This window comes from Puia dinghuensis (assembly GCF_014642875.1).
In the GTDB taxonomy this organism is placed as follows: domain Bacteria; phylum Bacteroidota; class Bacteroidia; order Chitinophagales; family Chitinophagaceae; genus Puia; species Puia dinghuensis.
On record NZ_BMJC01000001.1, the window covers coordinates 1,730,717 to 1,750,138 of the forward strand.

Sequence of the window (19,422 nt, forward strand, 5' to 3'; positions counted from 1 at the left end):
TTTGTTATTGTTGATGATATTTTATAAGCCCATCCATCGGCTTCCGCAGGACATGGCCCATTTCAAATTCATAGGTATTGCACAGCTCCCTGATCACATCCTTAAAGCCATAGGCTACCCCCCCTACAAAATGAATTGGCAATTTCCAGCTTTCCCGGTATTTACACAAGTGATTAAAGAAAAAATCATTCAACCCGTCCTCGATGATATTTTCTATCATATAATGCCCCCTGTTCTCCACCAGGAAAAGGGTAAACGAAGCCAGATAGCGGTTGGGCAACGGCTTTTTATATACATTTTCCAGTATCTCCTTCCGGTTGGTAACGTATTTGGCATCGAACTTATACCGCAGCTCCTCGTCAAAGGTATCATACAGGTAATACTGTAACACCTTCCTGCCCAGGTAGGCCCCGCTGCCTTCATCCCCCAGTACATACCCGAGCCCGGGGCTGCTCTTTGCTATCTTCCTGCCATCGAAATAACAGGCGAAGCTGCCTGTGCCGAGATTACAGGCCATCCCCTTGGACGAACCGCAAACCGCGATGGCCGCCCCCATCAGGTCATGGGTCACATGGGTACTGGCGCCGGGAAAAGCGCCGCGCAAAGCCTTTTGTACTATCTTCCGGTTGTCCGGATTCGCACACCCCGTCCCATAAAAATACACCTGTTCAACCGGCGCCTTCTTCAATGCCGGCAACAGCTCCCGGCTGATCACCTGTCCGATGCCGGCCGCATCCAGAAAATAGGGACTGATCCCCTGCGTATCCACCTTCTTTTTCTTTCCGTCATAAAGCAGGCACCACTCACACTTGGTGGCCCCACTATCTGCAATCAATATATTCATTGGCCTGTCTTTTACTCTTCCTGGTCCCGGCCGGCCCATAGGCCCTCCGCCCATCAGCTTTGGCATGCAAGTTAACTTATGATTCATTAATTTGCAGCCTTCCGGCTAAATTCAATCGGCTAAAATCACTCGAATGAAAAAATTGCAGGTCTGGCTACCCTTGTTATTCGCCATCGTCATGATCGTCGGGATGATCATCGGTTTCCGCCTTCGTGGCAATATCCGCCCTACAGGCATCTTCGTCGCCCGTAAACCGACACCCGTGCAGGAAGTGATGGATCTGATCAATATGAATTACGTAGACTCCATCTCACCGGACACCATCGCCGGCGACGCTATAGAAGGGATGCTGACCCACCTCGATCCACACTCGGTCTATATACCCGCCGCCGACGTCACGGAGGTGAACGAAGACCTGCAAGGCAATTTCGAAGGCATCGGGGTCGAATTCCAGATCTTCGACGACACCGTCAACGTAGTAAATGTATTACCCGGCGGCCCCAGCGACAAAGCCAACCTCAAAGTCGGGGATAAATTCCTGAAGGTCGGTGACTCCGTTGTGGCAGGCAACGGCATCACAAACGACCGTATCCGTAAATTGCTGCGCGGACCTGGTTCCAGCGATGTCGCCATCACCCTTCTCAGGGTGGGCGAACCCGGCAAACCCATGCAGGTCCACATCACCCGGGGCACTATTCCCCTGCCGTCCGTAGATGTTTCCTACATGATCAATAAAGAGACCGGCTACATCCGCATCAACCGCTTCTCCGAAACAACCCACGCAGAATTCGCTCAGGCCCTGATGCAGCTGCAAAAAGAAGGTCTCCAAAAACTGATCCTCGACCTGCGGGGCAACGGCGGCGGCATCCTCCAGGAGTCCATCGAGATCGCCGACGACTTCCTCGACGGCGACAAGCTCATCGTCTATACGGTTGGCGCCCGCTCCCCGAAAGTCGAATACCGCTGCCGCCGCGACGGCCTTTTCGAAAAGGGTAAGCTCGTCCTGCTCACCGATGAAGGGACGGCTTCGGCAAGTGAAGTGCTCACCGGCGCCATCCAGGACTGGGACCGGGCCACCATCATCGGCCGCCGGACATTCGGCAAAGGCCTGGTGCAACAACCCTTCCAGTTGAGCGACGGCTCTTCCCTCCGCCTCACCATCGCCCGGTATTATACGCCCACCGGCCGCAGCATCCAAAAACCCTATGACAAAGGACACGACGACTACAACGAAGAAGTGATGAAACGCTTCCACGACGGGGAAGTCCTCCATGGCGATACGTCGACAAAACATACCGGAGCCGCATACCGCACGCTTGGTCCCGAGCGCCGCACCGTATATGGCGGCGGCGGCATCACCCCCGACATCTTCATCGGCTTTGATACCAGCACCTTCTCCCGCAATGCCACCGCCTTATATATAGATGGCACCATCAACCGCTTCATTTACGCTTATTATATCCAGCATCTCTCCACCTTCCAGCCCTTCAAAACCCCGGAGGCATTCATCACCGGCTACCACGACGAAGAAGCGCTCTGGAAGGGCCTCACCACCTACGCCGCAAAAGATACGATCAACCTCACCAACGTCGGCCCAAAAGAAAAAGACGAGCTAAAGCACCGGCTAAAGGCGATGATGGCCCGGCAGATCTGGCGCACGGAAGGCTATTATGAAGTAAGCAACGCCTACGATCCTGTCGTTACAAAAGCCCTCGAAGTAGTCGCGAAATAAAAAAGGACCGGCTGGAAAGCCGGTCCGTATTGTAACACTACCATTCGAAACAAAAAGGACCACAGGTCCTTTGGCCGAAGGCCCATCATAAGCCGTTTTGGGCCGGGGCGTATATTCCCCAAACGCCCAACGGCCCAAAACTATTTGTCCTGCTGCTTATCCAGCAATTCTTTCTTCTCGATGCGATAGGAGGCTATCAGCCCAAGACCACCACCGATAGCAATAAGCGCGAAATAGATCGACACATTGCCGCCATTGACATAGTGTTCATTTTCGAACTTGTCGAAATTATGCCCTATGTTATATAACAAGGTATTGTCAAGAAGATAGGCAAAAAACAATCCCACACCTGCCCCCACCAGTAACAGCCCCCATTTCAGATTGCGGAAAGGCGCGGGCCGCGGGCGCTCCGGCTTGATATTCGGATCGATCCCCTTTTCGATCATTGCCATATTCTCCCTGTTACGCATATAACGCCATCCGAAGATTACTCCAAAAAGCCCCAGGCTGGAGAGCATGAGCCATACAAATACTAATTGCTCTGGACCCATATTAATTGATGTTTAACTTTTAAAAAATTCTGTTTACATCACTTCAGACTACACCCGACACATCCAGGTTACACCTCTTCACGCCAAATGCCTGGTTTATTTTTTGTATCTTTCTTTGTAACCTGCGCGGCCAACCCGTAGTCTTATCAGTCGTGACGCATACCGACCTCACTGACACAGAGATTATTAAAAGAATCCTGCAAGGAGAGCAGGTGCTGTTTGCCCAATTGGTGCAACGGTACCAGCAATATGTGTTTACGCTCGTGCTTCGTTTCACCGGCAACCGGGAAGACGCCGAGGAGGTCAGCCAGGACGTTTTCGTCAAGGCCTACCGCTCCCTGGCCGACTTCAGGGGGGAGGCCAAGTTCAGCACCTGGCTCTACACCGTCGTCCGAACCAGTTGTATCACCTTCCTGCGAAAAAAAAAATTGACCATCGCTTCGATGGACAACGAACGTACCCTTGCACAACTGGAGAACCGGGAGTCGGGGTTCAACGCCAATATCATCGAACAAAAATCCCGGCACGCCATGGTCAACGCCGCGATCCGGCTCCTCAGCCCCGACGACGGACAGTTGATCACCCTCTTCTACAAGGGCGAACAGACCCTCGAGGAGATCGGTCGCATCATGGGCCTGGACCCCAACACCGTAAAAGTTAAATTACACCGGGCGCGCCATCGCCTGAAAGAAAAAATGGAAAAATATTTTAGTTATGAGCTGGAACACTGAACAGCCGATGGAAGATCGTCTCTGGGAGTACATCGACGGGCTTTGCAGCCCCACCGAAAGATCGGCGATCGAAACCTTGCTGGCAACCAACCGGGAATGGCAACAAAAACACCAGGAGTTGCTGCACTTCCAGCAGCTACTCAACGAATCTGAGCTGGAAGCACCATCCATGCGCTTCACAAAGAATGTCATGGAGGAGATCACCCGCCATCATGTGGCTCCGGCCACAAAATCCTATATTAATAAAAACATCATCCGCAGCATCGGCGCCTTCTACCTAACCATGATCGTTGGCGTGCTGGCTTATCTCTTCTCCCAATTCAAATGGACATCCGGCTCGGGCTCGGGCGGCGACAATACCTTCAATCTCCCCGTCGATAAATTAGCCCGCCTGGGCAACATGGGCGCCAATAAAACCTTTTATAGCACCTGGTTTAGCCTGTCCCTGCTCATCGTCGTCGTATTGGGCTTCATGCTGCTCGATATGTACCTCCAACAAAAAAAACAGTCCCGCAGCATTTAGCCTGATTTTTGCATTACCAAACCAACGGGCAACCGATCCATCCTTCCTGTCGTTCTTACTGTCAAGCCTCACGGGCCTATCTTCCTTTTCTCCCCCTCCATCCATAAGCCGCATTGTCGTCCATTTCAGGTTATCTCTTGCTAATCAAAACCTTGCTATATGAGAAATTTTCTACGCGCCTTCTTCTGCCCAATCGTATTTTTCTCCACACTCGCCGCAAGCGCCCAATCATTGGAACCCTTTTCCAATTGCCCGGGCACATCTGTCGCCATTACCCGGCCCGGCCTCAACGCAACCATCGCTCCCTTTCAGATCTACCTCATCGACTCGGCAGGGGGTATAAAGCCATCAGGCAACCCCATCAACCTCCAGATCAACGGGTTTGGCCTCGAAAACACCGATGGGTTCCTGTATGGGATCCATGAGACTTCCAACGTAGCCGACCCCTTCCTGGCAAGAGTAGATAAGAACGGGAATTTCGTCAACATCGGCACCCTCCTGCCTCCCCCAACGGCGCCCTTCCACGTCGGTCTCATCAATACGGCCGCCGGCACCAATGATGACAAGGACAATTTTTATTTCCTTGCGCTGGTCGTCAACCTCCAAAACACCATGGAGATCCCCGAATTATTCGTCGGAAAAGTCGCCAACGTTTCACGCCTGACCCAAAACGACAATCCCATCGGGATAAAATATACCCCGATCAACCCAGGCACTTGTCTGCCTCAGCTCCTGGCAGGCCTGACCAACCCGCTTTTGGGCGTCTTGCAGGACATCGCCTTTAACCCCGCCAACGGCAATATATACACCTATTTCCGGGCGCCCGGCACATCACCAACCCCCGGCATGCTCGCCTGGTTCAACCCAGCCGACAGCCCCACCTTTACCTGTATGCCCCCGCCGCAGCCTAATATCCCCACAAACGATCTGTGCGGACTTTACTTTGGCAACGACAGCTCCCTGTTCATCCTCACCACTGATGGAAAAGATTATAAAGGCAATGTCACCACCGGTGCCATCAGCCTCGTCGCACAAACTTCCCTGCCCCTCCTGGATGGCAATCTGCGGGGAGACATGGCCTCCTGCATCGGTAAGAAACCCCTGGTCGCCTTCGACAATTGCCCCGGCGTATCGGTGGCCGTCACCCGCACCGGCATCAACAGCACCCGTACACCCTATCAGATCTTTACCATCGACAAGACAGGCAACATCCAATCATCGGGCAACCCCATACCGCTACAGATCAACGGCTTTGGTCTGAATAACAAGGATGGATTCCTATACGGCCTGCACGAGACCGATAGCGTCACCGATCCCTGGTTCACCCGCGTGGACAAATTCGGCAGCTTCGTAAACATCAGCAGACTCACACCACCCCCGGCTGGCGGTCGCAACCTTTCGATCATCAATACCGCGGCCGGTACCATGGATGGTAATGACAATTATTATTTTACGGCAATCACTGCGGACACCCCGATAAGCCTGTCGTCGGTCCCCAGGTTATTCCTCGGCACCATCCACCACGTTTCCAGTCTCAAAGAAGGGGATACTATATCCATCAAATACAAAGAGGTCTCCATAGGCACCTGTGCGCCGGATATCATCACGGGACTGCTCAATCCAAAGGAAGGGCTGTTGCAGGATATTTCCTTCGACCCCGTCAACCATATCATCTATACCACCTTCCCGACAAGCGCAGCCTCGCCCACCCCAGCTGCCATCGGTCACTTCAACCCCTTCGCGAAATTCCCGGTCCTGAATTGCATAACGGCCAAACAGCCCAATCCCCCCATCAGGGACATGTGCGGTCTCTTCTCCGGTGATGACGGTGGCTTGTTCATCCTCACCATCGATGGAAAATTCTATCGGGGTAATGTCAGCACCGGCGAGATCACCCTGATCACGCAGACAGCCCTGCCGCTGTTAGGCAACAACCTGCGGGGTGATATGGCTTCCTGTGTGCCGAAGATCAATAACGATAACGATGATGAAGACGATGAAGACCAGGATGCGCAAAATGACAGGACCGGAGACGGCGGCATGAAGATCGCCCCCAATCCCATCCAAACGGGCCGCATGAACCTCTCTGTCAACGCAGGTGAGAATGCCCGGGTCAGACTACAGATCATCGGTTCGACAGGTGTTCCCTTACAAACCAGGAACCTCAATCTGGTGTCGGGAGCCAATCAGTTCCGGCTGGACGTGACATCATTGCACCAGGGCGTCTATACGGTGATCCTGCTGTTCCCTTCCGGTCGAGTCAACATCGCCAAATTCATCAAACTATGAACAGTGCGTCCTAATCCTTGAATTTCTTTTTCAACGCCATCAGCTTGGCCTGGAAAGAATCCGGTTCTTCCTCCACACCCTTTTTAGCCCCGGCCCCACCGCCCTTGCCGGCTGCCGCACCCTTACCCCCCGTAGCGCCCCCCACCGGCTTCTGAGCTGCAGGTCGTCCGCCTGCAGCTCTCTTTTCACCTGGACCACTACTATTCCCCTTCATCGAGAGCGAAATTCTTTTCCGCGCAATATCCACCTCCAACACTGTCACCATCACCTTCTGCTGCAGCTTCACCACCGTATTCGGATCGGAAACATACGTATTGCTCAGCTGCGAAATATGCACCAGCCCATCCTGCTTGACACCGATGTCGACAAACACGCCAAAAGCGGTGATATTCGTCACGATACCCGGCACCGTCATCCCCTGCTTGAGATCCTCCATCGTCTTGATAGTTTCCTCAAATCGAAATTCCTCTATGGGACCTCGCGGGTCGCGGCCCGGCTTCTCCAATTCTTTTAAAATATCGCCGATCGTGAACTCCCCAACCGATTCACTGATATATTTCTTGCGATCTACCTTCTTGCGAAGCTCACCCTGACCAATAAGATCAGCTACACTGCAATGAAGATCGGCCGCCATCGATTCCACCACATGATAGCTCTCGGGATGCACGGCGCTGTTGTCCAGCGGATTGGCCGCCTCGCTTATCCGCAAAAAGCCCGCGCACTGCTCAAAGCTCTTGGGCCCCATCAAACTCACCTTCTTCAATTCCTCCCGCGTGGCAAACGCCCCGTTCTTGGCCCGGTAGTCGACGATATTCTTCGCCAGCGAGGCGCTCAGTCCCGACACATAGGTCAGCAAATGTTTACTCGCCGTATTCAGATCGACACCTACGTGGTTCACACAGCTCTCCACCACCCGGTCTAGTTCGTCTTTCAACTTATTCTGATTCACATCATGCTGGTACTGCCCTACCCCTATTGATTTAGCATCTATCTTCACCAGTTCACTCAAAGGGTCCAGCAACCGGCGGCCGATGCTCACCGCCCCCCGCACCGTGACATCCTGATCGGGGAATTCCTCGCGCGCTACCTCACTGGCAGAATAGATGGAAGCGCCGCTTTCGTTCACCATAAAAATGCTGACACGACGCCCAAAATCGATTCCCCTTACCAATTGTTCCGTCTCCCGGCCCGCTGTGCCATTACCGACACCGATGGCCTCGATGTCAAAGCGCTCCACCAGCCGCTTTAGCTCCGTAATGCTGCCGGCCACTTCCTGCTGTGGCGGATGCGGATAGATGGTACTGTTATGCAGGAAGTTCCCCTGGGCATCCAGGCAGACGACCTTGCAACCCGTACGGAAGCCCGGGTCAAGCGCCAGCACCCGCTTCGAACCCAGCGGCGAAGCAAGCAACAACTGCCGAAGATTCTCCGCAAATACCCGGATGGCCTCTTCATCCGCCTTGTTCTTACTGATCAACCGAAACTCATTCTCGATGGAAGACTTCAACAGCCGGTCAAAGGAATCTTCGACGGCCTTCTTCACTTCCGCAGCAGCCGGCCCACCCTTTACAAAAATTCTGTCCAGCTCGTCAACCGCCGTTTGTTTGTCGATGTTGAGGTCCATGATCAGGTAGCCTTCTTTTTCCCCGCGCCGGATAGCGAGAATGCGATGCGAAGGACAGTCGGCCAGCGGTTCGTTAAACTCAAAATAATCCCGGTATTTCTGCGCTTCTTCTTCCTCTTTTTTGCCGGCGATCACTTTCGCGCTCAACGCCGCCGATTCAGTGAACAGCTGCCGCACCTTGTTCCGCGCTTGCTCGTTCTCCGCGATCCACTCCGCGATGATGTCCCGGGCGCCCTGTAGCGCCTCCTTCGAATCCTTCACCTGTTCGTTGATGAATTTCCCGGCCTCCCCGGCAGGATCACCCGCTCCCTGTTCAAAAAGGAATTTCGCCAGCGGCTCCAGGCCCTTTTCGATGGCCGTTGTCGCCTTCGTCTTGCGCTTGGGTTTATAAGGCAGATAAATATCTTCCAGCTCGGTTGCATCATAACAACCCGCGATCCGCTCCTTTAATTCAGGAGTTAGTTTGCCCAATCCTTCAATGGTCTTGAACACCGTTTCCTTGCGCTTGTCCAGCTCACTGAAGTATTTTATCTGCTCGACAACATCGTTTATCTGCACTTCATCCATATTGCCGGTGGCCTCCTTCCGGTAACGGGCCATAAAAGGGATCGTGGCACCCTCCGCTTGCAGATCAAAGATGTTGTTGATCTGCCGCAGACTAAAAGACAACTTTTCCGCAATCTTCTGAATATAAATAGGTTCCATAGTTTCACATTTAACAGGGATAGGTTTCCAACTTGTGGGGTGCAAATGTAAAAGATCAGCCGAAAGAAAAAATTTGGAGTTATCAACAGGGAGCCCGCACCATTTATTCTCAAAAAAGTAAATATGTTCCCAGTGTGGGACAAATTTCATACTATTTGTTGTAAAAAATCCTAGTAAAATGCCGTTAATAGTATCTCTTTAAAGTTTCTCCACATAATTTGATTGACAACTAATTGTAATTTGTGGCGCCATCGTTCTGAAGACCATTTTGGCATAGTTGGTATGCCTATTGACATATAAAGAATGATAGCGATCTTTTTTCGAACCCTATAAACCTAAAATCCCGACCCATGAAAAAGATCTACTCACTGTTAATCCTGACCCTGTGCAGCCTCTCATTCTCGGGAGTGATGATGGCCCAGGTATGTTCGAGTCCCGGCACAACGATATACGGCCTAACCAATGCCGGAGCCATCTACCCCATCAGCACCAGCAACGCCAATGTGGGCGCAAAGGTCAATACCGCCGCCTATTCGAACCCGGCTCCTAGCGGGGCGAACGCCATAGGCTACAACAACATCAACGGGCAATTCTATTACTTCAAGCGCAGCCCATCCAGCGGCACCCAGCAGTTCGTTTCCTATGACCCTACCCTCAACGTATATAATTATCTCACCTCATGCCCCACCGCCAACAATGTGAACTCGGGCTGCGTCACCTTCAACGGATTAGGCTACTATTGTCTCGATGTCATGGGTGGTCTCTTCTATTACAATATTGCCGGCAACTCCTGGACCCAGGTCACAACCACTATGATGGACCAGAACAATGCTAATGTTACCGCCATCATCCAAAGCCAGAGTTCCGGCGACATTGCTGAGGACGGCTTGGGAAATCTGTGGATGTGCACTTCCAGTTCCTCGCAATATGGGCTTTATGAGATAAAGGCCGCCGTGCCGACTACGGTCACCGCCACTGTAAATGTCATTAAGGTCGTCGCTCCCGGAACGCTGACGCCAACCGGCACCTCGTTTGCCGGGGTAGCTTTCGGCACCAACGGCGCGATGTATCTCTCCACCTCCGCAGACAACAGGTTGTACATGATGAATGCCAATTATTCCCTCTCTTACATCGGCACCTTCAACGTCGGCAACGTAGGGGCTGACCTCACCTCCTGCAACTTCCCGATAGCGTTGCTGCCGGTCACCTGGCACAGCTTTTCCGCACTGCTGCAAAGCGACGGAGATGTATCACTCAACTGGATCGTCTCCACACAAGTGAACAATAAGGGATTTGGCGTAGAATACAGCCAGGATGGCGCTACCTGGACAGAATTGGCTTTCATCGATGGCGCCGGCAATGAAGAGCAGGATGCAAGCTACTCCTATATTCACCATTCTCCCGCCGCCGGAAAGAACTTCTACCGCATCCGCCAGGTAGACAACAACGGTTTGGCAAGCTATTCAGCCATCAAAACGATCGATATCCAGCAGTCCAATGTTCTTGTCAGCTGCTGGCCTAATCCGGCAAAGGATCAGATCCAGATCCGGACAACAAAAAGCAGCATGCAGGGCGCCAGCGTGCGGATATTCGACCGCTCCGGCAAGCTCATCATCCAGAGCGTCTGGGCAAGCGAGTTCTGTTCCATCAACATCAGCTCTCTGCCGGCCGGCATCTACTTGATACATATCCAGTCGGTGGAAGGCGAAATGTACAATACAAAGGTCTTGAAACAATAAACGGCATCCATCCGCTACAGGGGAAATTACTACCTTCGCAGGGAATTTACCCAAGGTATGGATATCAAGAACAATATTCTCGAAACGATTGGCCACACTCCATTGATCCGCCTCAACAAGCTGACCAAAGACCTCCCCTGCACCGTATTGGCAAAAGTGGAATACTTCAACCCCGGTAACTCCATAAAAGACCGCATGGCGTTGAAAATGGTCGAAGTCGCCGAACTGGAAGGAAAACTAAAACCCGGCGGCACAATCATCGAATGCACCAGCGGCAACACCGGTATGGGACTCGCACTCGCCGCCGTCGTCAAAGGCTATAAATGCATCTTCACCACCACCGATAAACAATCCAAGGAAAAGATCGATATCCTCAAGGCCCTCGGCGCTGAGGTCATCGTCTGCCCGACGAATGTCGAACCGGAAGACCCGCGGTCCTATTATTCCATTGCCCGCCGCCTGGCACATGAAATTCCCAACTCCTTCCACGCAAATCAATACGACAACCTGGCTAACCGCCTCGCCCATTACGAGACCACCGGCCCCGAGATCTGGGAACAAACGGATGGTAAGGTAACTCACCTCGTCGTCGCCACCGGCACTGGCGGCACCGTGACAGGAACCGCCATTTTCCTCAAAGAGAAAAATCCCGGCATTCAGGTCTGGGCCATGGACCCGTTTGGTTCCCTCCTTACCAAATATTTCCGCACCGGCCAGATCGACATGAATGAAGTACACCCCTATATCACCGAAGGCATCGGCGAAGACTTTGTACCGCAGAATTACGATATGCGGGTGGTAGACGTCTTCGAACAGGTCACCGACAAGGACGCTGCCCTCATGGCCCGCCGCATCGCCCGGGAAGAGGGTCTTTTCTGCGGCTACAGCGCAGGTACCGCCGTTCAGGGATTGATGCAGTTGAAAAACCGGCTCAAAAAGGACGATCTCGTCGTCGTCATCCTCCACGACCACGGAAGCCGCTATGTTGGCAAAGTCTATAACGATCAATGGATGATGGAGAGGGGCTTCCTCGATGTGAAGACGTTTAAAGACATCATTGCAGGCCGGGGCGCCAAACGACTCATCACCACAACACCGGAAAATACGGTAGCAGAAGCCTTCCAGCTCATGGTAAAATACCATATCGAAAATCTGCCCGTGATAAAGGACGGTGAACCCATTGGTGCAATCAGCGAAAGCGGCCTCTTCTCCCGCGTCATGAACAACGGCGCCGACATCAGGGGAAAAACCATCGCCGAAGTACTGGAAAAACCCTATCCCATCGTCGCCTTCGACACCCCCCTGGAACGACTCAGTACACTCATTACCAGGGAGAACGGCGCAGTATTGGGCAAGGACGAAAGCGGCGACTACCACATCGTCACCAAGTACGACATCCTACAGGCGCTTGGGGCTTGACACACGGATAACCCACCTAAGGGAACGTAGTTTTACTAATGACATAATAGGGTAAACCCTATTGTATTATGCCATGATTACGAAACCATTAGTAAATTCTGCGACACCGAAATAAAGCAAAACCTCTATTGGTTAATCACTTTTAACAAATTATTTTTGGTTACGAAAGTTGATTATGATCGTACTCTTGAGACTACCCAAGTTGATCTCAGAAACAAAAAGAAAGCCGTGAGGCGCTAACGATTATAGCCCTTAAAGACTAAAACGTATTTTTTCAAAATCCAACGTCCGAAGAACAACCTGTAAAGCAGTCCAATCCTATCCACGAACAAACCACTGCTTTCATTAAGTAGTACCCTCCTGCTAAATTCTGATTAGAGCACCGTAAATTTAGCAGGAGGCCTTCACCGAAGGACCGGCTCCGCCCCGCCCTTCAAAAGGCCACTCCAGCCGCCGTCTTACCGGCAATCTCCCTCTTCCGCACCATTTTTTCGTACCTTCCGGCATGCCGTCTTTTACCGATCAATTAGGCAGAACCCTTTTTCTGCCGCAAACACCCCGCAGGATCATCTCCCTGGTACCCTCCCAAACCGAACTACTATATACCCTGGGACTGGATGCAGCCGTCGTCGGCATCACCAAATTCTGCGTCCACCCCGAGTCCTGGTTCCGTACAAAACCCCGCGTCGGGGGAACAAAAGCCATCGATCCCGCCCGTGTCGACGCTCTCAAGCCAGATCTTATCATCGCCAACAAAGAAGAGAATGAAAAACCTCAGATCGAGGCCCTGGCTGCCCGTTATCCCGTATGGGTCAGCGACGTAAAAAACCTCTCCGATGCCCTCGCCATGATCCGCAGCCTTGGCCAGCTCACCGGAGCCACCACCATGGCAACAGCCCTGGCCTCCACCATCGCCACCCGCTTCAACCAGCTTCCCATCCCTACCCAACCTATCCCCGCCGCTTACTTCATCTGGCGCAACCCTTGGATGGTGGCCGGCGGTGACACCTTCATCAATGATATGCTGCACTACTGCGGCTTCACCAACATTTTTGCCGGTCACGACCGCTATCCAACCGTCGACCTATCCAGCCTCGCAGGACCCGTTCACATCCTTCTCTCTTCCGAGCCCTATCCTTTCCGCGAAAGGCATATCGACGAGATAAAGGAAGTCCTCCCCGAAGCCGCCGTCCGCCTCGTCGATGGGGAATTTTTCAGCTGGTATGGCAGCCGCCTTCTCGATGCACCCGCGTATTTTTCCGATCTTTGACGCACCATGCAATTCAGCGGCCTGCCCGTAAGCGACGAATCCAACAAGCCCAGCCGGAAAAAACCCATTTTCCCGGTCACCGAAGGCCTGCGCAGCTATCTGAAACAACACGGCCGGGAAGTCAAACTCCCCGTCCACTACCGCGATCTGCTCCAGCACATCACCTACTCCGTCCCCCTGAAGGACAAAAACCAGCAGGACACGCTCTGGGAAACAGCCCTGTATGACATGCGCCACTGGGATTTCATCCGTGAAGGACTCGTCCAGATGTACGCCATCCTGAAAACCGAAGGCGACCTCACCTTTACCAAACACCTGGACGTCGCCCGCATCGACTACTGCAGCTTTGCGAATTCCTGCCCCTTTCGCATCCGCATCGTCAACAAGTTCAACGACAACTACGATCACTATTATATAAAACAAGCCGACGCCTCCCGCATCTACGGCCTCGAACTCGAACACCTGCTCTCGCCCAACCGCATCACCTATTTCACCCACCAGAACACCCTCGTCGAAGAACATATCCCCGGCATCCCCGGCGATGTCTTTATCCGCAACTTCCTCGGCGATTCGCAAACCAACAAGATCCGGCTCGCAAAAGAATTTGTAAAATTCAACGAACGTTGCTTTGTCCGGCTGCTCGGCGACATGCGCTCCTATAACTTCGTCGTCGACATCACACCCGACATCGAGGATTATCAATACCGGATTCGAGCCATCGACTTCGACCAGCAATCCTATGAAGGCCGGAAAAACCTGTACATCCCACAGTTCTTCAAGGAAAATCGCGCCTTTGTCGACCTCTGCCTCACCCATCTCAATCAGGATTCTATCCAGCAATACCAAACCGAAGAACGGACCATGATGGCCTTCCGCGTGGCTTCCTCCCGCTTCCGGTTGATGGAACTGCTCAACATCATGGGCCGGGACAAACCCCTGTCAAGCCCGGAGAAATTGCTGCAATTAAAGACCGAACTGGCCGAATTCTTCAACAATCCCTCCTTCCTGAAATGCCGTTCTGTCGGCCAATTGGTCAAACGACAGTTGAAGCAAACGCTCCAGAAAAATCTCATCCTGCTCCAAAAAAACCTCAGCAAATTCGAAGATTAATTCGACCAAATTCGAAGATTAGCTTATCCTGCCGTATATTCGCGCCGCAAAGCAGCATATCTAATAATTTCTAATACGTATGAGTAAGTACAAAGCCGGAGTCTTGTTTGGCGAAGAGCTGGAAGCCCTGTATAAGGACGCAAAGGAAAATCATTTTGCCCTGCCCGCGGTGAACACCATCGGCACGAACACCATCAATGCCGTCCTCGAGACCGCAGCAAAGGTCAATTCGCCCGTGATCATCCAGTTCTCCAACGGCGGAGCGCAATTCATCGCCGGCAAAGGCATGCCCAATGACAAGCTGCAGGGCAACATCTCCGGCGGCATCTCCGGCGCCCTCCATATCCACAACGTCGCAAAATACTACGGTGTTCCCGTGGTGCTCCACACCGACCACGCCGCCAAAAAATGGCTCCCCTGGATCAGCGGTCTCATCGACGCCGGCGAGCAGTTCTATAAAGAAAAGAAACAACCCCTCTTCAGCAGTCATATGCTCGATCTCTCCGAAGAACCCCTCGAAGAGAACATCCACACCTCCGTTGAATTTTTCAAACGGATGCAACCCCTGGGCATGGCCATCGAGATCGAACTCGGCGTCACCGGCGGCGAAGAAGACGGTGTCGACAACAGCGGCGTAGAGAACGAAAAGCTCTATACCCAGCCCCAGCACGTCGCATACGCTTACAAAGAACTGAGCAAGGTCGGCCGCCTTTTCAGCGTCGCCGCAGCCTTTGGCAACGTTCATGGCGTCTATAGCCCGGGGAATGTGGAATTGCGGCCCGTTATCCTCAAGAACAGCCAGGACTACATCGAAAAAGAACTCAAGACCGCACCCAAACCCGTCTATTTCGTCTTCCACGGCGGCAGCGGAAGCCCCCAGCACCAGATCCGCGAAGCTATCGGTTACGGCGCGATCAAAATGAACATCGACACCGATCTCCAATGGGCCTTCTGGGAAGGAGTACAACACTACTATAAAAAGAACGAAGGCTATCTCCAGGGGCAGCTCGGCAACCCCGAAGGACCCGATAAGCCCAATAAAAAATACTACGATCCCCGGGTATGGCTCCGGAAAGGTGAAGACACTTTCATCAAGCGCCTTGAAGTAGCCTTCGAAGACCTCAACTGCGTCAACCGCAACGCATAAAACTTCTCCGGCCGGCCCACTTGTACTTTTCACGGTTCCTCTATCCGGTCCCAAGGCCGGAAGGAGGAACTTTTTTTGTTTTGCCGCCGGGGGCCTAAATTGCAGGCACAAAAGCAGTAAATCATGGCTTCCAAGAAAATTCTCGACCTCCTCGGCGACAAAGCATCGTTCCTGTTGGATCATAAGCCCGTCATCGACAAATCAACACTCAGCGCTTTCCCTTCCCCTCATCACGTGGAAGAGATCTGGACAAATTCTGGTCGCAGCAACCAGGTATTGAGAAGCATTCAGACCCTCATCAGCCATGGTCGGCTCGCAGACACGGGATACCTCTCTATCTTCCCTGTAGACCAGGGCATCGAACATAGCGCAGGCGCCTCCTTCGCAGCAAACCCCATCTACTTCGATCCGGAAAATATCGTCAAGCTGGCTGTTGAAGCAGGTTGCAACGCCGTGGCCTCCACCTTCGGCGTCCTCGACATCATGAGCCGCAAATATGCCCACCGCATCCCATTCGTCGTAAAGATCAATCACAATGAATTCCTCAGCCTGCCCAACCGTTATGACCAGACCCTCTTCGGTACGGTCCGCACCGCCTGGAATATGGGCGCCGTCGCCATCGGGGCCACCGTATACTGGGGCAGCGCCGAGAGCGACCGGCAACTCAAAGAGATCGCCGAAGCCTTCGAGATCGCGCACGACCTCGGCATGGCTACTATCCTCTGGTGCTATACCCGCAATGCCGGGTTCAAAGTGGATGGCGTAGACTACCACACCTCCGCTGACCTCACCGGCCAGGCCAACCACCTGGGCGTTACCCTCCGGGCCGACATCATCAAACAAAAATTACCCACCAACAACGGCGGCTACCTGGCAACCCATCACGGTCGTACCTCTCCGCTGGTCTATTCCAAACTCACCCATCCCGACAACCACCCCATCGACCTCACCCGCTATCAGGTGATCAACTGCTACAACGGGCGCGTAGGCCTCATCAATAGTGGTGGCGAAAGCAAGGGCGCCAGCGATCTCGCGGATGCCGTCTTCACGGCCGTCGTCAACAAACGCGCCGGCGGCATGGGCCTCATCCTTGGACGCAAAGCCTTCCAACGGCCCTTGAACGAGGGTGTGGAAATGATCAACTCCATCCAGGACGTCTACCTCGACAAGGACATCACCATTGCATAGAACATGAGCGTTTTATTTTATACAGCCCCTGGTATTAGCCGGGGGCTTTTGTTATATTAGCATATGCACCACCCCTACCGCCTTCTCCTGCCTTTCCTTCTATTTGCCTGCCTCACCGGCAGCGCTGTATTCGCTTCACCTGGCGGGGATACGACTCAACCCGGTATCCCCGACACCTCCAAACTGCCGCCGGACAGCATAGGCATGCACCTTTTGCGGGCGTGCCGTGATCTCCGGGAACAGGGCGATTACATGGCCTCACTGGAAAAAGGCCTACAGGCGCTCCAAATCTTCCGCCAGACCGGCAACAGGATCAAGGAAGCATCGACCGACCGCAATCTTGCCCAGTTATATCAGTTCATGGGCGAACAGAATAGTAATCCCGATTATATTCGCCAGGGACTGAATTACGCCCGCACAAGCCTCGACCTGTGCGTCGCCGCCGCGGACACCGCGGGAATGGTTGCCAGCAACAATACGTGGGGTGTCATCTACCGGTCGATGGCGCTGATCAACCTGGACCAGCCCTACTGGTACGATTCTGCAATGGCCTGCTATAACAAGGCCCTCGCCACGATCAGCCCCTCCGGCAAAGGCAAAGGGGTTACCGCGCCCCTGTACAATAATATCAGCCAGGTGTATTCAGAAGGTAAAAAGGATTATCCTGCAGCCCTCCATTACCTTGATATGGCTGTCCGCATCGCCATGGCTGAGCACTCTCTCGACGATTTATCTCACGACTATGGCAACATCTCGGCCGTATATCAGAAAATGGGTGACAAAAAAAAGTCCCTCGAATATGCCTACAAAACGCTCGACATGGCACGCCAGATCGGGACGGCCAACCGGCTGATCAATGCCTACTGCCAGTTGTATAACAGCTACGATCACTTCGGCAAAGCCGACTCGGCCTTTAAGTATTATTTCATATTCGACAACATGCGGGATTCGATGGCCTCGCTCGCCGCCACCAAACAGATCTCGGACGCCCAGACAAAATATGAAACGGAAAAGAAACAGGCCCTCATTGCCGATCTCAACGGTCGCAACTCCCGGCAACAGAAAAGGATCGCCCTTCTTCTAACGGGGCTCGCGGTGGTGGTGCTCTTCTTCGTCGGCCTCTTTGTACTATTCAAGCGGGGGCAACGGCAAAAACGGCTCATCAGCACCCAGGCGGGCCAATTGGAGGTCATGATGAAGGAGCTACATCACCGGGTGAAGAATAACCTGCAGATCATCAGCAGCCTGCTCAGTCTGCAAAGCTACCGGCTAAAGGACGACGAGGCATTGGAAGCCATTCGCCTCAGCCAACAGCGGGTACAGGCCATGAGCTTTATCCACCAGCGACTCTACTCTACCGACCAGGCCCGGATGGTAAATATGCAGGAATACCTGCAAGACCTCACCCGCTCACTCGTGATGGCCTACGGGTATACCGAACAGACCCTCGACCTCCAGGTGGAGATCGCCCGGCAATGGCTTGATATAGATAAGGCATTACCCTTAGGCCTCATCGCTAACGAGATCACAACCAATGCGCTCAAATATGCCTTCAAGGATGGCCAGCGACCAGCCCTATATATCGGACTTGCGGAAGATGGCGAACATCTGCTCTTCACCGTTAAAGACAATGGCCGGGGATGGGATATGAAGCGATGGGAGCAACCGGGCGCTTCCTTTGGCCGTACTCTGGTAGAGACCCTCTGCCGGCAGTTGAAGGCCACGCAGAACCTCACCTATCACAACGGCTCGATCTTCGCCTTCGCCATTCCCAAAGACAATACTTATGCAGGATGAACAAGTAAAAATATTGATCGTGGAGGACGAACCCATCATCGCCCTCGACTTGTCCACCGGACTCGAGCATTACGGCTATGCCATCACGGGAATAGCCGAAGATGCACCTTCGGCGGTGCAGCTCTTTACAGAAAAGGAAGTCGACATTGTCCTGATGGACATTCACCTGAAAGGCGAAAAAGATGGGGTGGTCACGGCGCTGCAACTGCTGAAGATCAAGGCCGTTCCAGTCATCTATCTGACGGCCTTCACTGATGCAACCACTGTACAGCGCGTGAAAGAAACCCACCCCGCGGCTTTCCTGTCCAAGCCGTATACCGTCACCAATGTTCAAATCGCTGTTGAATTGGCCCTGCACAACTTCGCCGCCGTCAAAGACCAGTCGCGCCCCCCGGAACCCCTACCCGGCCCCGATCGCGACACCCTGTTTCAATGGAACGATCACCTGTTCGCCAAGGTCAACTACCGGTTCGTAAAAATTCCCTTGTCTTCTATCTTGTATCTGGCAGCGGAGAACAACTATATCCACATCGTCACCCGCGAAAAAAAGTACCTGCTACGTATGTCTCTCCAGCAATTCCTGGATAAGATCGCTTGTGACAAACTCGTTCGCATCCATCGCTCCTATATTATCCATCTTGACGCTATCCATTCCTTTAATGAGCAGGAAGTAACGGTCGATAAGGAGGTCCTCCCCGTAGGGCGGCAATACCGCGACGCCTTCCTCCAGCAATTCGGCTGGCGCTGAACGCG

Annotated in this window: 15 protein-coding genes; 12 read left to right on the plus strand and 3 right to left on the minus strand. The window is 53.1% G+C overall.

Annotation, left to right across the window (positions count from 1 at the left end):
• Positions 1-4 precede the first annotated feature (4 nt).
• Positions 5-844 (minus strand): N-acetylglucosamine kinase, encoded by an 840-nt coding sequence (locus IEY39_RS06965; RefSeq protein WP_188929833.1) that lies wholly within the window; start codon positions 842-844, stop codon positions 5-7.
• 133 nt (positions 845-977) lie between these two features.
• Between IEY39_RS06965 and IEY39_RS06970 the strand changes: the two genes are divergently transcribed.
• On the plus strand, positions 978-2,576 hold the full coding sequence (locus IEY39_RS06970; RefSeq protein ID WP_188929835.1) for a S41 family peptidase: 1,599 nt from the start codon (positions 978-980) through the stop codon (positions 2,574-2,576).
• A 140-nt stretch (positions 2,577-2,716) separates the two neighbouring features.
• Here IEY39_RS06970 and IEY39_RS06975 read toward each other — a convergent pair whose 3' ends face one another.
• Positions 2,717-3,127: a DUF6249 domain-containing protein gene (locus IEY39_RS06975; protein WP_229688802.1), complete on the minus strand. Its 411-nt coding sequence runs from the start codon at positions 3,125-3,127 to the stop codon at positions 2,717-2,719.
• Between the two features lie 152 nt (positions 3,128-3,279).
• Between IEY39_RS06975 and IEY39_RS06980 the strand changes: the two genes are divergently transcribed.
• The 3 genes from IEY39_RS06980 (at position 3,280) to IEY39_RS06990 (ending at position 6,670) form a co-directional block, all read left to right on the plus strand.
• On the plus strand, positions 3,280-3,858 hold the full coding sequence (locus tag IEY39_RS06980) for an RNA polymerase sigma factor (protein ID WP_188929837.1): 579 nt from the start codon (positions 3,280-3,282) through the stop codon (positions 3,856-3,858).
• On the plus strand, positions 3,842-4,381 hold the full coding sequence (locus tag IEY39_RS06985; protein ID WP_188929839.1) for an anti-sigma factor family protein: 540 nt from the start codon (positions 3,842-3,844) through the stop codon (positions 4,379-4,381). Before IEY39_RS06980 ends, IEY39_RS06985 begins: the two co-directional genes overlap by 17 nt.
• Before the next feature lie 159 nt (positions 4,382-4,540).
• On the plus strand, positions 4,541-6,670 hold the full coding sequence (locus IEY39_RS06990) for a T9SS type A sorting domain-containing protein (RefSeq protein WP_188929841.1): 2,130 nt from the start codon (positions 4,541-4,543) through the stop codon (positions 6,668-6,670).
• A gap of 10 nt (positions 6,671-6,680) precedes the next feature.
• Here IEY39_RS06990 and IEY39_RS06995 read toward each other — a convergent pair whose 3' ends face one another.
• Positions 6,681-8,999: a Tex family protein gene (locus IEY39_RS06995; protein ID WP_188929844.1), complete on the minus strand. Its 2,319-nt coding sequence runs from the start codon at positions 8,997-8,999 to the stop codon at positions 6,681-6,683.
• A 350-nt stretch (positions 9,000-9,349) separates the two neighbouring features.
• Here IEY39_RS06995 and IEY39_RS07000 point away from each other — a divergent pair, with 350 nt between their 5' ends.
• The 8 genes from IEY39_RS07000 (at position 9,350) to IEY39_RS07035 (ending at position 19,417) form a co-directional block, all read left to right on the plus strand.
• The gene (locus tag IEY39_RS07000) at positions 9,350-10,738 is read left to right on the plus strand and encodes a T9SS type A sorting domain-containing protein (protein WP_188929846.1); all 1,389 of its coding nucleotides are present in this window, start codon (positions 9,350-9,352) and stop codon (positions 10,736-10,738) included.
• 57 nt (positions 10,739-10,795) lie between these two features.
• Positions 10,796-12,157, plus strand: a complete 1,362-nt coding sequence (locus IEY39_RS07005) for a pyridoxal-phosphate dependent enzyme (RefSeq protein ID WP_188929847.1) — start codon at positions 10,796-10,798, stop codon at positions 12,155-12,157.
• A 505-nt stretch (positions 12,158-12,662) separates the two neighbouring features.
• Entirely contained in the window at positions 12,663-13,427 is a 765-nt protein-coding gene (locus tag IEY39_RS07010) for a helical backbone metal receptor (protein ID WP_188929849.1), read from the plus strand.
• A gap of 6 nt (positions 13,428-13,433) precedes the next feature.
• Entirely contained in the window at positions 13,434-14,537 is a 1,104-nt protein-coding gene (locus IEY39_RS07015) for a hypothetical protein (RefSeq protein WP_188929851.1), read from the plus strand.
• A gap of 79 nt (positions 14,538-14,616) precedes the next feature.
• Complete coding sequence (fbaA, locus tag IEY39_RS07020; RefSeq protein ID WP_188929853.1) at positions 14,617-15,684, plus strand: class II fructose-bisphosphate aldolase; 1,068 nt, start codon at positions 14,617-14,619, stop codon at positions 15,682-15,684.
• Between the two features lie 123 nt (positions 15,685-15,807).
• Positions 15,808-16,872, plus strand: coding sequence for a class I fructose-bisphosphate aldolase (locus IEY39_RS07025; RefSeq protein ID WP_188929855.1), 1,065 nt, complete (start codon positions 15,808-15,810; stop codon positions 16,870-16,872).
• A 63-nt stretch (positions 16,873-16,935) separates the two neighbouring features.
• Entirely contained in the window at positions 16,936-18,669 is a 1,734-nt protein-coding gene (locus IEY39_RS07030) for a sensor histidine kinase (RefSeq protein WP_188929857.1), read from the plus strand.
• Positions 18,659-19,417 (plus strand): LytR/AlgR family response regulator transcription factor, encoded by a 759-nt coding sequence (locus IEY39_RS07035; RefSeq protein WP_188929859.1) that lies wholly within the window; start codon positions 18,659-18,661, stop codon positions 19,415-19,417. Before IEY39_RS07030 ends, IEY39_RS07035 begins: the two co-directional genes overlap by 11 nt.
• The last annotated feature ends 5 nt before the right edge of the window (positions 19,418-19,422 follow it).

Coding starts and splice junctions, on each gene's coding strand:
- IEY39_RS06975 (WP_229688802.1), bottom strand. CDS start 3,127: ATGGGTCCAGAGCAATTAGTATTTGTATGGCTCATGCTCTCCAGCCTG.
- IEY39_RS06985 (WP_188929839.1), top strand. CDS start 3,842: ATGAGCTGGAACACTGAACAGCCGATGGAAGATCGTCTCTGGGAGTAC.
- IEY39_RS06995 (WP_188929844.1), bottom strand. CDS start 8,999: ATGGAACCTATTTATATTCAGAAGATTGCGGAAAAGTTGTCTTTTAGT.
- IEY39_RS07030 (WP_188929857.1), top strand. CDS start 16,936: ATGCACCACCCCTACCGCCTTCTCCTGCCTTTCCTTCTATTTGCCTGC.
- fbaA (WP_188929853.1), top strand. CDS start 14,617: ATGAGTAAGTACAAAGCCGGAGTCTTGTTTGGCGAAGAGCTGGAAGCC.
- IEY39_RS06970 (WP_188929835.1), top strand. CDS start 978: ATGAAAAAATTGCAGGTCTGGCTACCCTTGTTATTCGCCATCGTCATG.
- IEY39_RS07010 (WP_188929849.1), top strand. CDS start 12,663: ATGCCGTCTTTTACCGATCAATTAGGCAGAACCCTTTTTCTGCCGCAA.
- IEY39_RS07005 (WP_188929847.1), top strand. CDS start 10,796: ATGGATATCAAGAACAATATTCTCGAAACGATTGGCCACACTCCATTG.
- IEY39_RS07015 (WP_188929851.1), top strand. CDS start 13,434: ATGCAATTCAGCGGCCTGCCCGTAAGCGACGAATCCAACAAGCCCAGC.
- IEY39_RS06965 (WP_188929833.1), bottom strand. CDS start 844: ATGAATATATTGATTGCAGATAGTGGGGCCACCAAGTGTGAGTGGTGC.
- IEY39_RS07035 (WP_188929859.1), top strand. CDS start 18,659: ATGCAGGATGAACAAGTAAAAATATTGATCGTGGAGGACGAACCCATC.
- IEY39_RS06990 (WP_188929841.1), top strand. CDS start 4,541: ATGAGAAATTTTCTACGCGCCTTCTTCTGCCCAATCGTATTTTTCTCC.
- IEY39_RS07000 (WP_188929846.1), top strand. CDS start 9,350: ATGAAAAAGATCTACTCACTGTTAATCCTGACCCTGTGCAGCCTCTCA.
- IEY39_RS07025 (WP_188929855.1), top strand. CDS start 15,808: ATGGCTTCCAAGAAAATTCTCGACCTCCTCGGCGACAAAGCATCGTTC.